This window comes from Pseudomonas sp. P2S-1 (assembly GCF_057197725.1).
Window position 1 is genome coordinate 2,339,926 of sequence record NZ_CM170068.1, and the last position, 14,321, is coordinate 2,354,246.

At 65.4% G+C, this 14,321-nt stretch carries 9 protein-coding genes; all 9 read right to left on the bottom strand.

The window, feature by feature from the left end; translation table 11 throughout:
- Positions 1–438: 438 nt before the first annotated feature.
- Positions 439–2,043: a methyl-accepting chemotaxis protein gene (locus tag AC2CQI_RS10340; RefSeq protein ID WP_484580081.1), complete on the bottom strand. Its 1,605-nt coding sequence runs from the start codon at positions 2,041–2,043 to the stop codon at positions 439–441.
- Between the two features lie 180 nt (positions 2,044–2,223).
- Positions 2,224–2,628, bottom strand: coding sequence for a TraR/DksA family transcriptional regulator (locus tag AC2CQI_RS10345; RefSeq protein ID WP_075806878.1), 405 nt, complete (start codon positions 2,626–2,628; stop codon positions 2,224–2,226).
- 255 nt (positions 2,629–2,883) lie between these two features.
- A complete protein-coding gene (locus AC2CQI_RS10350) occupies positions 2,884–4,551 on the bottom strand; it encodes a PAS domain-containing hybrid sensor histidine kinase/response regulator (protein WP_484580082.1) in 1,668 nt (555 codons plus the stop codon).
- Positions 4,535–5,698: an alcohol dehydrogenase-like regulatory protein ErcA gene (gene ercA, locus AC2CQI_RS10355; RefSeq protein WP_484580083.1), complete on the bottom strand. Its 1,164-nt coding sequence runs from the start codon at positions 5,696–5,698 to the stop codon at positions 4,535–4,537. The genes AC2CQI_RS10350 and ercA overlap by 17 nt, the downstream gene beginning before the upstream one ends.
- 103 nt (positions 5,699–5,801) lie before the next feature.
- Positions 5,802–5,873 carry a pyrroloquinoline quinone precursor peptide PqqA gene (pqqA, locus tag AC2CQI_RS10360; protein WP_009394664.1) on the bottom strand — a complete coding sequence of 24 codons (72 nt, stop codon included), beginning with the start codon at positions 5,871–5,873 and terminating at the stop codon, positions 5,802–5,804.
- 108 nt (positions 5,874–5,981) lie between these two features.
- Positions 5,982–7,502 carry an acetaldehyde dehydrogenase ExaC gene (exaC, locus tag AC2CQI_RS10365; RefSeq protein WP_075806875.1) on the bottom strand — a complete coding sequence of 507 codons (1,521 nt, stop codon included), beginning with the start codon at positions 7,500–7,502 and terminating at the stop codon, positions 5,982–5,984.
- 168 nt (positions 7,503–7,670) lie between these two features.
- Entirely contained in the window at positions 7,671–12,224 is a 4,554-nt protein-coding gene (locus AC2CQI_RS10370) for a dermonecrotic toxin domain-containing protein (RefSeq protein ID WP_484580084.1), read from the bottom strand.
- A 178-nt stretch (positions 12,225–12,402) separates the two neighbouring features.
- The gene (locus AC2CQI_RS10375; protein WP_075806873.1) at positions 12,403–13,176 is read right to left on the bottom strand and encodes an enoyl-CoA hydratase; all 774 of its coding nucleotides are present in this window, start codon (positions 13,174–13,176) and stop codon (positions 12,403–12,405) included.
- A 12-nt stretch (positions 13,177–13,188) separates the two neighbouring features.
- The gene (locus tag AC2CQI_RS10380) at positions 13,189–14,316 is read right to left on the bottom strand and encodes an acyl-CoA dehydrogenase (RefSeq protein ID WP_075806872.1); all 1,128 of its coding nucleotides are present in this window, start codon (positions 14,314–14,316) and stop codon (positions 13,189–13,191) included.
- Between the last annotated feature and the right edge of the window lie 5 nt (positions 14,317–14,321).

Below are 14,321 nucleotides of genomic sequence, written 5' to 3' on the forward strand. Positions count from 1 at the left end.
CATGCCGTACTTCGTTAATTCGAAGTGCGAAAGACTAATGAGTTGGAACCAATAAGTAGCGGCCCGGAGGCGTCACGCCGTGTAGGAAAGAGCACTTTCCCATGCCAGAGAATGGCTAATTGGCGAACGTCAGACCGACATTGCGCGGTGAAAATTCCCTGTTTCACCGCTCCCTCGCGGCGCGAGGCGATCAGCGAAGGATAGCCTCGTTGCGTCGGGAAGCAGATGGCTCACCGCACAGGGGTGGGAATATGCACGAAAACACGGAAACCCGTCGAGGGTTTTTGAGCTTCAAGCTTTAAGCTTCAAGCTATAAGAAAAAGCAGTCAGCGTCGCTTCGGGTTTGGAGCTTCCACTCTCCAGATAGGAAAAAGAGCCACCAGCAGCGCCGCGGCTCTTCTCTTGAAGCTTGAAGCTTAAAGCTTGAAGCCCGGCCTCCTAGATCATCTTCTCCGGCCGATACCCCAACCGCAGCCCACCCCAATGCCGCCCGTCCACCTTGATCGGTACCGACAGGTCATGCATCAGCTCGCCGGTATCGCGGGTGTAGGTCTGCAGCAGCACCCGCTGCTGATGGCTGCCGCAGCGGATACCGGTGCGGTCGTCGAACTTGCGCTTGCTGCGGTTGTGCGCGGTATCCGTGGCTTCGTCGCCGGTCAAGGCCTGGTTGAAGGCGTTGTTGTGGGTCGGCACATAGCCCTGCTGGGTGCAGGCGATCACATAGATCAGCCCTTCATGCTCACGCAGCAGCGGCTCCTGGATGCCCGGCAGCACCTGGTCGGTGTAGTGGTCGAAACGGGTACGGTAGCGCGCCGGACGGGTGCCCGGCAGCACTTGGTACTGGCGGTCGAACAGGTCGTCATGGCTGATCCGCCCGTCGCGGATGTCGGCTTCGAAGCGCTCGGCAATCTGTTGCGCACCCAGCAGGGCCAGGTCGAAGACGCGCTGGTGATACTCGTCCAGCCCGACCTCGGCCAGGCGCTCGCTGATGTTCTCCGCCTGCCCTTCCATCTGCACCGCCGCCTGGGCCAGGCGCTGGGTCTGCTGGTCGCTGATGGCCAGGTCGCCACGCATCTGCTCCACCGCCTGGAACAGGCTGTCGAGCTGGGTCCGGGTGGTTTCGGTACCGCCGGCGATCTCGGTGATCTGCTGCTCTACCTCTGCCGCGAGCCCGGCGATGCTGTCCAGTTGCTCACCGGTGTGCTCGACCTGGCCGACACCGCTGTGCAGGTCATCCGAGAGCGCGCGAATCTGCTCCACCACTTGGGCAGTGCGCTGCTGGATGTCGGCGACCATCACACCGACTTCCTCGGTAGCGCTGGCAGTCCGCCCGGCCAGACCCCGCACTTCATCGGCGACCACGGCAAAGCCACGTCCGTGCTCGCCAGCCCGGGCCGCTTCGATGGCGGCATTGAGCGCCAGCAGGTTGGTCTGGCTGGCGATGGCCTGGATCACCAGGGTGACCCGGGCGATGTCCTCGCTGCGCTGGTGCAGCGCCTCGATCAGCTCGCGGCTTTGATTGGCCCGGGAGCTGAGCTGGTGCATGAGCTGGATCGAGTCGGCCAGCACCGAACGGCCGGCCGCGCTGCTTTCGTGGGCCTGCTGGGCAGCGACCAGAGCCTCGCGGCTGAGCTGGGAGGTGACTTTCTCGGTGCCGATCATGACTTCGGCGCTGCTGACGATCTGCGCCGCCGAGGACAACTGGGATTGCAGCTTGTCCGCCAGTTGCTTGACCGAATAGGCCACGCCGGCGGCCGACAGGGCATTATGACTGGTGACCTGGGCCAGGTCGCGGGTCAGTTCGGTCAGCGGGTCGTGCACGGCCACCGGCTCAGGCCGTGGCCGGCTCAGCACATGGGGCAGCCAGAGCACCAGCAACACCAGCGGCAGGCAGAACCAGAACGACAGGCCGGCGAAGGCCATGGCCGCCAGCACGACCACCAGCACCAGGCTCTGCAGCACCACGCCGGACCTGGCGCGGGCGACCCTGGGCGACGGGTCCGCTTGTGCCAGCCCGGCTGGCAGAGATCCTTCTCGCATCATGACTGTGGCTCCCCGTTGTTATTGTTGCGTCATTAAACGCCACTACAACGCCATTAGCCATGCTTCCTTCGGCGTAAGCCGTTCCAGCCTTGATACAGGACAACAGTGAGCCGTTTTTCGCGCGCGCGAAAACGAAAGCCCCGGGCACAGGGCCCGGGGCTTTCGTGTTGCAGCAGTCGATCAGACCTGGCGCAGATGCTTGTCCAGCTGCTCGTGACGCTCCTGCGCTTCGATGCAGTACTTGGTGGTCGGGCTGATCAGCAGACGCTTGAGGCCGATCGGCTCGCCGCTGTCGTCGCACCAGCCGAAGCTGTCGTCGGCGATACGGCCCAGGGCCATTTCCAGTTGCGGCAGCAGGCGCTGGTCACGCTCGATGGCGTTGACCAGCCAGTGGCGCTCTTCTTCGACCGAGGCGGCATCGGCAGGATCGGCAGGCGAGTCCAGGCTTTCGATGGTTACACGGCTCTGCTCGATGCGCTCCTGGGTTTCCACCTTCATCTGCTTGAGCAGATCGGAGAAGAAAGCCTGTTGCTCGGCGTTCATGTAGTCATCGGCCGGCATGGCCAGCAACTTTTCCTTTGTCATTGATATCTCTAATAAAAATGTACGTGCATTTAGACGAATCGAGTGCCGCGGCGAACAGCTCGCCAGCAGCGGAATTCTTCAAGCACCAGCCGGTACTCAATTTACGGGGGGCGGCAGTCTAAGGCCGAGCCTCGGGACGGGCAACAGAAATGACTGCGGTTTTGTCCGAAAAGCTCCTTATCCCCGGCAAGCATGGTGCGAGGGCAGCGTTTATAGCAAAAAACCATTGCGGGCGTGAAGCACGGCAACGCCCGCTCATCCGAGCAATTGACTGAGCACCGCGCGCAACTTGCCCGGTTTTACCGGCTTGTTGAGCAAGGGCGCACCCAGGCGCTGCATGGCCCGGCGGCTCTGGTCACTGCGGTCGGCGGTGATCATCACCGCCGGAATGGCCACGCCGAAATGCTTGCGCAGGTCGCGCACCACTTCACATCCGGTTACACCATGGTCGAGGTGGAAGTCCGCCAGGACCAGCTCCGGCGCCCTGCCCTGCAGAACCTGGAGCGCCGCGTCACGGTCGGTGGCGGTCAGCACTTCGCAGCCCCACTGGCCGAGCAGAGCGGCCATGCTGTCGAGAATCGCCGTCTCGTTGTCCAGTACCAACAGGCGCCGACCCGGCAACGGATCGCCCAGGGCCGGCAGCGGCACCCCGGGTGCGACCACCGGACGCGGCGCCTCCCGTGACAGCGGTACATCGATGCTGAACACCGAGCCGCGCCCCGGCCAGGAACGCACGCGCACCTGGCATTCGAGAATCCGCGCGATCCGTTCGACGATCGCCAGCCCCAGGCCAACGCCCTTGCGATCGGCGGCGCGGCCGACATCCAGCTGATTGAATTCGAGAAAGATCGATTCCAGCCGGTCGGCGGCGATGCCCCGGCCGCTGTCCCAGACTTCCAGGCGCAGCATCTGCCCGCGCCGCCGCGCACCGAGCAGGATGCCGCCGCGCTCGGTGTAGCGGCAGGCGTTGCTGATGAAGTTGCGCAGGATCCGCGTCAGCAGGCGGATGTCGCTGCGAATCATCAACGCGCCGCTGCGCACCCGCAGGTTCAGCCCGGCCGCCTCGGCCACCGGCTGGAACTCCGAAGCCAGCGGGCCGAGCAGTTCGTCGAGGTGATAAAGGTCGAGGTCCGGCTTGATTGCCGCCTGGTCGAGGCGAGAGATATCCAGCAGATCGGTGAGCAGGTCCTCGGCGCCCTCCAGCGCCTGGTGCGCCCGCTCCACCAGCAACTGCTCGGCAGCCGGCAGACTGCGCTCGCGCAGGGTCGAGATCAGCAGGCGCGCGGCGTTCAGCGGTTGCAGCAGGTCATGACTGGCGGCGGCCAGGTACTTGTCCTTGCTGCGGTTGGCGGCCTGGGCCGCGTCGCGGGCCTCGATCAGCTGGTTGGTGCGTTCGGCGACGCGCTGCTCCAGCTCGTCGTTCATCTGCTGCAGGCGTTCCTGGCTGAGCTTGCGCTCGGTGATATCGGCGACGAAGCCCTCGACCACGCCCTCCTCGTCCGGACGCAGCAGCAGGTTCATCAGCACATCGATGGCCGTGCCGTCCTTGCGCTGCAATTGGGTCTCGTAGCCGAGCAAGGCGCGCTCGCGCTGCAGTTCCTCGGCGATGCTCATCAACTCGGCTTCGCCACCGATGAACAGGTGCCCGGCCAGGTCGGTGCGGGCCAGCAGCAACTGCTGCGGATCGGCATAACCGAGCATCCGCGCCATGGCCGGGTTCGCGGCGCGCAGGCCGTCTTCCAGGCTGGCCTGGAAAATCCCGTGCACCGCATGCTCGAACAGCCAGGTGTAGCGGTTGCGCTCGGTTTCCAGCTCGTCCAGGCGTGCCGCCAGTTCCGGATAGTGACTCTTGCGAACCGTGTGGTTGCTCAGCCCGAGCAGCCCGGCCAGGGCATCGTTGCCCGGGTCAGAGGGCCTCGCCATAGACCACCTCGACATCACGCTGGCTCGAGGCACGGGGGTTGGTGAGGATGCACGGGTCGTCCATGGCATGTTGCGAAAGGAACGGGATATCGCTGCCGCTGACCCCGTGCAGGCCAAGGGTCTCGTGGAAGCCCACGGCATGCTTGAAGGCGATCAGGTGCTCGACCAGGCGCTGGCGGATCTGGTTGTGGCTGAGGCCGCGGCAATCGATGCCAAAGGTCTCGGCGATCACCTTGAAGCGCTCCGGCGCGGCACTGTAGTTGAACGCCACCACATGCTCGACCAGCACCGCATTGCACAGGCCGTGGGGCAGGTCGAGGAAGCCGCCGAGGCTGTGGGACATGGCATGCACCGCACCCAGGATCGCATTGGAGAACGCCAGCCCGGCCTGCATGCTGCCGAGCATGATCGACTCGCGCAGGGCGATATTCGACGGATTGGCGATCATCTGCACCAGGTTGCCATTGATCAGGCGCATGGCTTCCAGGGCGTGGGTATCGGTCAGCGGGCCGTGGCCGGTGGAGACGAACGCCTCGATGGCGTGCACCAGCGCATCGATGCCGGTACAGGCGGAGAGGAACGGGTCCATGCTCAGGGTGGTTTCCGGGTCGATCAGCGACACGTCGGGCACCACCGCCTTGCTGACGATGGAGAACTTCATCCGTTCCTGCTGGTTGGAAATGATCACGAACTGCGAGACATCCGCCGAGGTGCCGGCGGTGGTCGGGATCAGGATCAGCGGCGGGCTCGGCACGCGGATGGTGTCGACCCCTTCGAATTCGAGGATGTGCCGGCCATGGGCGACGACGATGCCGATGCCCTTGGCGCAGTCCATCGGGCTGCCGCCGCCGACGGCGACGATCACATCGCACTGCTCGGCCCGATAGCGCTCGGCACCGTCCATCACCTCTTCGACCCGCGGGTTGGGCGAGACCTGGCTGTACAGCACGTAGTCGATGCCCTGGGCCTGCAGGCTGGCTTCCACGTCGGCGACCCAGCCGGCGGCGATGACGCCCGGGTCACTGACCAGCAGGACCTTGCGTGCACCGAAGGTACGGGCGTAGTTGGCGACGTGATGGCGGCAGCCGGCACCAAAGATGATTTCGGGGGAGACGAACTTGCGCAACTGGCTCAGATTCGGGCTCATGCAACGCCTTCTTGTTGTTTTAAGTTAGCGCCAGCCTAAAGCAAACAGGGGGTAAGGCAAAGGCGGCGCCAGCCGTCGGAACAACCGGCCGGCGCCAGGAGGATCAACGGTTGGCGAAGTACATGGTCACTTCGAAACCGATACGCAGATCAGTGAACGCAGGCTTTTTCCACATAGGTCCATCCTCTTCTGGCACCGCGGGTTGGCGGTGCGTTAGTGATACACCGTTTCCGGTGCGGGTCGAATACTACTTTGGCAGCGTTTTCCAGCGTCATCCGGGCAATCAGAAGAAGCCCAGCGGGTTGATGTCGTAGCTGACCAGCAGGTTCTTGGTCTGCTGGTAGTGGTCGAGCATCATCTTGTGGGTCTCGCGACCGACACCGGATTTCTTGTAGCCACCGAACGCGGCATGGGCCGGGTACAGGTGGTAGCAGTTGGTCCACACGCGACCGGCCTTGATCCCGCGGCCCATGCGGTAGGCGCGGTTGATGTCGCGGGTCCACACGCCGGCCCCCAGGCCGAACTCGGTGTCGTTGGCGATGGCCAGGGCTTCGGCTTCGTCCTTGAAGGTGGTGACGCCGACCACCGGGCCGAAGATCTCTTCCTGGAACACGCGCATGCCGTTGTGGCCCTTGAGCAGGGTCGGCTGGATGTAATAGCCGCTGGACAGGTCGCCGGCCAGTTGCTCGGCGTTGCCACCGGTGAGGATCTCGGCACCTTCGTCGCGGGCGATCTGCAGGTAGGAAAGGATCTTGTCGTACTGCTGCTCGGACGCCTGGGCGCCGACCATGGTTTCGGTGTCCAGCGGGTTGCCGCGCTTGATCTGCCGGACCTTCTTCAGCACCTCCTGCATGAACTGCGGGTAGATGGATTCCTGGACCAGGGCGCGGGACGGGCAGGTGCACACTTCGCCCTGGTTGAAGAAGGCCAGGACCAGGCCTTCGGCGGCCTTCTCGATGAACGACGGCTCGGCCTGCATGATGTCTTCAAAGAAGATGTTCGGCGACTTGCCGCCCAGCTCCACGGTGGACGGAATGATGTTCTCCGCGGCGCATTTCATGATGTGCGAGCCCACCGGGGTCGAGCCGGTGAAGGCGATCTTGGCGATGCGCTTGCTGGTGGCCAGGGCCTCGCCGGCTTCCCGGCCGAAGCCCTGGACGATGTTCAGCACGCCTGGCGGCAGCAGGTCGCCGACCAGCTCGATGAACACGGTGATCGACAGCGGGGTCTGCTCGGCCGGCTTGAGCACGATGCAGTTGCCGGCAGCCAGGGCCGGAGCGAGTTTCCAGGCGGCCATCAGCAGCGGGAAGTTCCACGGGATGATCTGCCCGACCACGCCCAGCGGCTCGTGGAAGTGATAGGCGGCGGTGTTGTCGTTGATCTCGGCGGCGCTGCCTTCCTGGGCGCGGATGCAGCCGGCGAAATAGCGGAAATGGTCGGCGGCGAGCGGCACGTCGGCGTTGAGGGTTTCGCGGATCGCCTTGCCGTTGTCCCAGGTCTCGGCCAGGGCCAGCACTTCCAGGTTCTGTTCGATGCGGTCGGCGATTTTCAGCAGGATGTTGGAGCGGTCCTGGACCGAGGTGCGGCCCCAGGCATCGGCGGCGGCATGGGCGGCGTCCAGGGCCTTGTCGACGTCCTGGGCATTGGAGCGGGGGAATTCGGCGATGGGCTGGCCGTTGACCGGCGAGGTGTTGCTGAAGTACTGGCCGCTCAGCGGCTGGACGAACTCGCCGCCGATGTAGTTGCCGTAGCGCGGTTTGAAGGAAACGATGGCATCCGGGCTGCCGGGAGCTGCGTAGATCATGGTTCAGGGCCTCTGCTGAGCGGCGCCCGCCGTGGTTGACGGGCAGTGACTGGATCTTAGTCAGCCGCGGCGAGGCAACGAATCAGCCCTTGGCAGGGATGGGCTAGTTATTTGGTCGTAGGAAAAGAAGGCGCGACGCGGTCCCTGTGGGACCGCGTCGCGCCAGCACTACAGGCTCAGGAACAGCTTCTGCGCACTGGTCTTGTCGATCCGGCTGCGATACACCTCGATGATCGCCTGGTTGCTCGCCGACGCCACCACCTGCGGCCCCCGGTCATAACGCTGCTCGCGGGTCTTCAGGTGCGCGGCGGTGAAGTCGGCGACCTGGGCATCGGCACTGGCATAGTGGAAATGCGCGTACCACAGCGGCGCGCCGTCCTTGTCGCTGATCACGAACTCCTGCAGGTAGTCCTGGGGCAAGCCCTTGCGCCTGGCCAGCGCGACACGCTCGCCCTCCCGGGCAATGCCGATTTCCTTCTGTTCCAGCAACCAGGCCACCTGCCCCACCGTCGGCGCCTGCTTCTTGAGGATCTCGATCCGCAAGCGCCGGCCCTCGTCACGCATCAGTTGCGCCTTGGCGGTCAGCGCCGCCGACTGGCGGGCCGCATCGACCCCGTCGACCGAGTCATCGGTGGCGTTTTCCCGGGTCAGCGCTTCCTGGATTTGCTGGACCAGTGCATCCAGGGGCCGGGCTTCCTGGATCAGGATGTCCTCGATATCGGCCCCCACCGTGGCCGTCTTCGCCTGGCTGCGGACCTTGGCAATCCTGCGCTCGGCATTGTTCAGCAACGGCGTCGAACGCTTGATCAGCGTGACCAGGCTGGCCGGGGTCGGCGCCAGCGCGTCGCCGCGGGCTTCGCTGACCGGCTGCCAGACCCCAGGCTCGGACGTCTCCTCGTAGCGGTCCAGTTCACTGTTGTCGATGGGATCGACCACCACCACGGATTCCGGGCGACCGCCCTCGGCCTTGCGCCGCGAGCCGACCACCACGCCGCGGTTGCGGGTGCGGATCAGCACCTGCTTGCGCTTGCCCTGCGTCGGCCGGGGCGCCGCATCGCTGCGCCCCGGCAGCAGTTGCAGGCGCGCGGCCAGTTCCTCCTGGGCCTCGCGGTGCAGGCTTTCCAGGCTGTCGATGAACACCTGGAGCAGGTCCGCACCACCCGGGCCGCGCGGCAGGGCCTGGTACAGCCGCGCGGTATCGAGGGCATGACGAAGGCGGCTGACCACGCTGTCGAGCACTTCCACTTCCTCGGCCTCGCTGAAGGAGCCCTTCACATCCAGGGCATCACGCATGCTCAGGCCGGTCCGCGCCGCCAGCAACGCACGGTAGAGCACCTTGTAATCGCTGCTCTTCTCGATATCGAGAATGGTCGCGGCGCGCAGGCTCAGGTCCACCGACCGCCAGGCCAGCAGGCTCGGTTCGGTGGTCAGCAGCTCGAGGGTCTTGTCCGCCAGTAGCGGCCCGCCGGGGAGGATGTCACGCAATTGCTTGCGCATATCGGCGATCACACCATGGCAGGCGATGATGCCATCGACTTCTTCCTGGGACTTGCGGCACGCCTCCATCATGCGCTGGAGCTTGGCCACATGTTCCGGCGATTGCTCTTCCTGGGGCGAACTGGCCGGGCGCATCTCGCGCATGATCGCGTGGTTGTCGCTGAACCGGGCGTGCAGGACATAGGCCAGTTGCGCCTGGGTACCGGCGCGGTCATAGAGGTTGCGCGCGTGCATGCGCTTGAACTCGGGATGGGGCTTGAGCTGCTGCAACTGGCACAGGTTGTCGTCGAAGGCCACCAGCACGGCGTCCAGTTGCCCGAGGTGCTCGTGATAGGTCTGCAGGTGCTCCTTGGTCGGATACTGCTGGCGCGCCGCTTCGTCCAGGTCCGCCTGGACCTGCTCCGACAGGCTGACCCGTTGCCCGAGCAGGCGTTCGTGGCTGGCCTCCAACTGGACAACGCGCAGGCGGTTGATCTCGCGCAGTTGCGCAATACGCCGGTTGGCCGGCATGCCGCCGCGCAGGCGCAGGCCGAAATCCAGACGCCAGTGGCCACCGGCATCGCTGCGCACCCAGGGCCCGAGCTTGCCAGCGGCATCGATCAGGCGCGGGCCATCGTCGGTGAAGGACACGGGGTAGATCACCCCATCGATCAGCCCCAGCCACTGTTTCTGGTATTGGTACAGCCCGTAATAAAGCCCCGGCCCCATCGGCGTGCCGAGTTCATCCACGCTGATCTCACTGCGAAAACCGCCCAGGGCCTCGCGCTGGGCCACGGTGAGGTCGGTGCTGCCCCAGCCGAAGCGCGACCAGCGGGGCGCTTGCGGCAGGTCGGTCTTGCTCGGTTCGATGCGCACCGCCTCGCTGTCGCCTTCCGGCGTTGCCGTGCTGTCCCGGGGCAGGCTGGGTTCGCTTTCCGGCAGCAGCAACAGGGCCAGGCTCAGCAGCAATTGCTGCAGGTCACCGGGCTGGCCGGCACCCTTGTCCTCGGCCAGCACTGCGCGCAAGCTGGAAAACAGCGGCAGCATCCAGGCCGCCTTGACCAGCGGGCCATTGAAGAACGGGAGGATGGTGTTGAGCATCAGCCAGCCCAGTTCCTGGTAACCCAGCCAGCGGCTCTCGCTGGTGGACAGGGTTTCCCGTCGGGCCCGGGCGATCAGCTCCTGGGCACAGGACTGGTACAGCTGTTCCGGCACATTGCCTTGCAGCGTCGCCTCGCCCAGCTTGGCCAGCGCCGGGACGCTGATCATGGAGAATTCGTCGCCGGGGAAGAAACGCACGATATGCGGCTCGGCGAAGCCGCCATGGGCGTAGATCGACTGGCGCGCCGCCGGCAGGCGCTCGAGGATGTCGTCCTGCAAGGCTCCCGGGGCGCACAGGGCCTTGAAGAATGCCGCGCGGCTGGCGTACTCGTGCAGCGGCTCGCGGTGCAAGGGGCGATACAGCAGGCAGGGGCCCTCGCCGATCGTCGGTGCTTCGATCAACCAGGCGTTGCCGGCAACATCCGGCGCGGCACCGGAACGGGCGATGAACGCCAGCGGCCGCAGGGCCACCGCCACCCCGGACTGCAGTTCCGGGCGAAACAGGCTGTCCACCCGCAACACGCTCTGTGCACTGAAGGACGCCGGGGCACGCAGGCGGGTTTCCAGGGCCAGCAACGGCATCTGCTCGCAGATCTGCTGGATGAAGCGCTGCTGGCGCGGGCCGCGCTCAGTGGCATCGTCCAGCAGCATGCGCTGCAGCAACGCCGGATAGTGAGCGCCCACGTCCAGGCGCGTAACCAGGGCCTTGAGGTAGTCCACCGTCAGCCAGTCCGGCAACTGCGCACCGCTGAGGCTGCGCAGGCTCACGGTGCCGGCCTGCAGCACCGCCAGGTTGGCCAGGGCGAATTGCATCGGCGTCAGGCGCACGATCTTCTCCTCACCCTGGGGCACCACGCTGCCGCCGCTGCCACCCGCGACGCCGGTCACCTGCCTGTTGATCAGTTCCAGGTCGTCCAGGTCCGGCAACGGGTCATGGGGATGGTCGCTGCGCATGGCACTGTGCAGTTGCTGACGGGCGAAATCGAAGGCATCGGGCACGCCATCGAGGAAAGACCGCGCCTCGCCCTCCCGCTGCAACTGCGCCATGCGCAACAGGCGACCGGCGTAATCACGACGCTGCTCCTCGCTGGCCTTGCTCAGCCAGTCCGGCAACTGCAGCCGGAAGCGCTGGCGCATCTCGCGCTGGTTGGCCTGGCAAATGCCCAGCAGCGCGCTGGCCTCGTCCAGGCGCAGTTGCAGGCTCTGGCCGGCGCTCATCCCCGGCAACAGCGGCAGGCGTGCCAAGGCCGCGACCAGGTCCTGCTGCTGCTCGCGCAACAGCATGGCCTGGGAAACGAACACCGAACCCGGCGCGGTGTACTGGTGCAAGACCTGCGGTCCGTTTCTGTCCGGGCAACGATTGACCAGTGACCCGCGCAGGGCCGTGCGCGATTCGAAGCGATAGATCGCCCCGCTCAGGCTGAAGACCAGGGCCATCTTGCGTTGCAACTGGCCCACCTCGCGTTCCAGCAGGATCGCGCTGGCCAGCTCCGGATCCAGACCCTGCTCGACGCACAGGGCCTGGGCCAGCAGGCTGACCTTGACCTCGACCAGGTTATGCAGCAGCGCCCGGTCCTGGGCCCGCGGGAAGTTGATGATGGTCCGCGCGGTCGCCGCTTCCAGGCTGTCCAGGCCACCGTTGCGGAACAGTTCGTCGACCACTTCGCGGCATTGCTGCTGCAGATGGCCGGCCATCCACAACAACGGGCTGCCCTCACCGTCGCGGCTGAAGTTCCAGTACTCGTACAGCGCCTGCTGGTAGGTAGACAGCAGGTAGCGCGCGCTTTCGTTGATCAGCGCCTGGATATCGGCGACCTCGACCTTGCTGCGGAACGGGGTCTCCGCGCCCTTGTAGAAGCTCAGGTAATCGCTGTCGGCGTCGAGGCTGAGCCCGTCGCCGCTGCAGTAGCACTCGATCAGCACGTCCGCCAGGTCCTCGACATGCTGCTGGCCCCGGGCATCGGTGCGGTACAGCAGGAGCGCCGAGGGGTCAGGCTCGCTGAGGCCACGCAGGTAGGATTGCTCGAAGATCAGGCACCAGGCCACGTCACGCAATGAGGGACGCCGGGCGAAACGCTGGGCGATGGGGCCGCAAAGGGGAGAGTTCAGGGCCAGTTGGCCGAGAGGTGAAGGGGTTGGGGTCATGTGTGCGCTTCCTTGAAATGATGGAAGCGAGATTTCAATCCCCGCAGGTCAGAGGCTGGCGGTACATCTTTCTCAAGAGCGTCACGAAACCCTGTTGGAGCTGGTTTACCTGCGATGGACCGCGAAGCTGTCCATCGCAGGTAAACCAGCTCCAACAAGGACCGCGGTGGGTCGGCTGTCAACGGTCCTTGAACTGCGCCTCACGCTTGGCAATGAACGCCGCCATGCCTTCCTTCTGGTCTTCGGTAGCGAACGCCGCGTGGAACACCCGGCGCTCGAAGCGCACGCCTTCCGAGAGGCTGACTTCAAACGCGCGGTTCACCGATTCCTTGACCATCATCGACACCGGCACCGACTTGCTGGCGATCACCGCCGCCACCTTCAGCGCTTCATCGAGCAGCTCGGCCTGGGGCACGATCCGCGCCACCACGCCGGCACGCTCGGCTTCCTCGGCGCCCATCAAACGGCCGGTCAGGCACAGTTCCATGGCCTTGGCCTTGCCCACCGCACGGGTCAGGCGCTGGGTGCCGCCCATGCCCGGCAATACGCCGAGGTTGATCTCGGGCTGGCCAAACTTGGCGTTGTCCGCCGCAAGGATGAAGTCGCACATCAGCGCCAGCTCGCAACCGCCACCCAGGGCAAAACCGGACACCGCGGCGATGATCGGCTTGCGCCGGTTGGCCACGCGGTCACTGTCGCTGAACAGGTCGTCGATATAGATCTGCGGGTAGCTCAGCTCGGCCATTTCCTTGATGTCCGCGCCAGCAGCAAAGGCCTTGGCCGAACCGGTGAGGACGATGCAGCCGATATTGATATCGGCCTCATAGGCGTCCAGCGCCTGGTTCAGTTCGCCGATGATCTGGCGGTTCAGGGCGTTCAGCGCCTGGGGCCGGTTCAGGGTGATCAGGCCGACCTTGCCACGGGTTTCGACGAGGATGGTTTCGAATGTCATGAGCTGCTCCCTTCAAAGATTGCGCGCAATCACCATGCGCTGAATGTCGCTGGTGCCTTCGTAGATCTGGCAGACCCGCACATCGCGGTAGATCCGCTCCAGCGGAAAGTCGCTCAGATAGCCATATCCGCCGAGGGTCTGCAAGGCATCCGAACAGACCTTTTCGGCCATTTCCGAGGCGAAAAGCTTGGCCATGGACGCCTCGACCAAGGCAGGCCGGCCGGCATCACGCAGGGCCGCCGCGTGATGGACCATCTGCCGCGCCACGGCAATCCGGGTGGCCATGTCGGCCAGGCGGAACGCCACGGCCTGGTGCTCGATCAACGGCTTGCCGAAGCTCTCGCGCTCGCGGGCATAGTCCCGGGCCACCTCGAACGCGGCACGGGCCATGCCCACCGATTGCGCAGCGATGCCGATGCGCCCGCCTTCCAGATTGGCCAGGGCGATCTTGTAACCCTCGCCCTCCTCGCCCAGGCGGTTGGCCAGCGGCACGCGCACCTCATCGAAGACGATCTGGCAGGTGTCCGAAGCGTGCTGGCCAAGCTTGTCCTCAACCCGCGCCACCTGGTAGCCAGGACTGTCGGTGGGCACCAGGAAGGCGGTGATACCGCGCTTGCCCGCCGCCGGGTCGGTGACGGCAAACACGATCACCAGCCCGGCATTGCTGCCGGAGGTGATGAACTGCTTGCAGCCGTTGAGCACATAGTGCTCGCCGTCGCGGCGGGCGCGGGTCTTCAGGCTGCTGGCGTCGGAGCCGGCCTGGGGTTCGGTGAGGGCGAAGGCGCCGAGCATCGCGCCCGACGCCAGCGGGGTGAGGAACTGCTCCTTCTGCTGCTCGTTGCCGAACTTGAGGATCGGCACGCAGCCCACCGAGTTGTGCACGCTCATGATGGTGGAACAGGCGCCGTCACCGGCGGCCACTTCCTCCAGGGCCATGGCATAGGCCAGGTAGCCGGTGTCGCAACCGCCCCACTGCTCTGGCACCAGCATGCCGAAGAAGCCCATGTCGGCCATCTCGGCCATGGCCTCCCTGGGGAAGCGATGCTCGCGGCTCCAGGCCTCGGCGAACGGCCGCAGGCGCTCCTGGGCGAACTGCCGGGCGGCATCGGCGATCTGTTGTTGCTCGTCGTTAACCAGCATGCTGC

Coding starts and splice junctions, on each gene's coding strand:
- AC2CQI_RS10370 (WP_484580084.1), bottom strand. CDS start 12,224: ATGACCCCAACCCCTTCACCTCTCGGCCAACTGGCCCTGAACTCTCCC.
- ercA (WP_484580083.1), bottom strand. CDS start 5,698: ATGAGCCCGAATCTGAGCCAGTTGCGCAAGTTCGTCTCCCCCGAAATC.
- AC2CQI_RS10375 (WP_075806873.1), bottom strand. CDS start 13,176: ATGACATTCGAAACCATCCTCGTCGAAACCCGTGGCAAGGTCGGCCTG.
- AC2CQI_RS10350 (WP_484580082.1), bottom strand. CDS start 4,551: ATGGCGAGGCCCTCTGACCCGGGCAACGATGCCCTGGCCGGGCTGCTC.
- AC2CQI_RS10340 (WP_484580081.1), bottom strand. CDS start 2,043: ATGATGCGAGAAGGATCTCTGCCAGCCGGGCTGGCACAAGCGGACCCG.
- exaC (WP_075806875.1), bottom strand. CDS start 7,502: ATGATCTACGCAGCTCCCGGCAGCCCGGATGCCATCGTTTCCTTCAAA.
- AC2CQI_RS10380 (WP_075806872.1), bottom strand. CDS start 14,316: ATGCTGGTTAACGACGAGCAACAACAGATCGCCGATGCCGCCCGGCAG.
- AC2CQI_RS10345 (WP_075806878.1), bottom strand. CDS start 2,628: ATGACAAAGGAAAAGTTGCTGGCCATGCCGGCCGATGACTACATGAAC.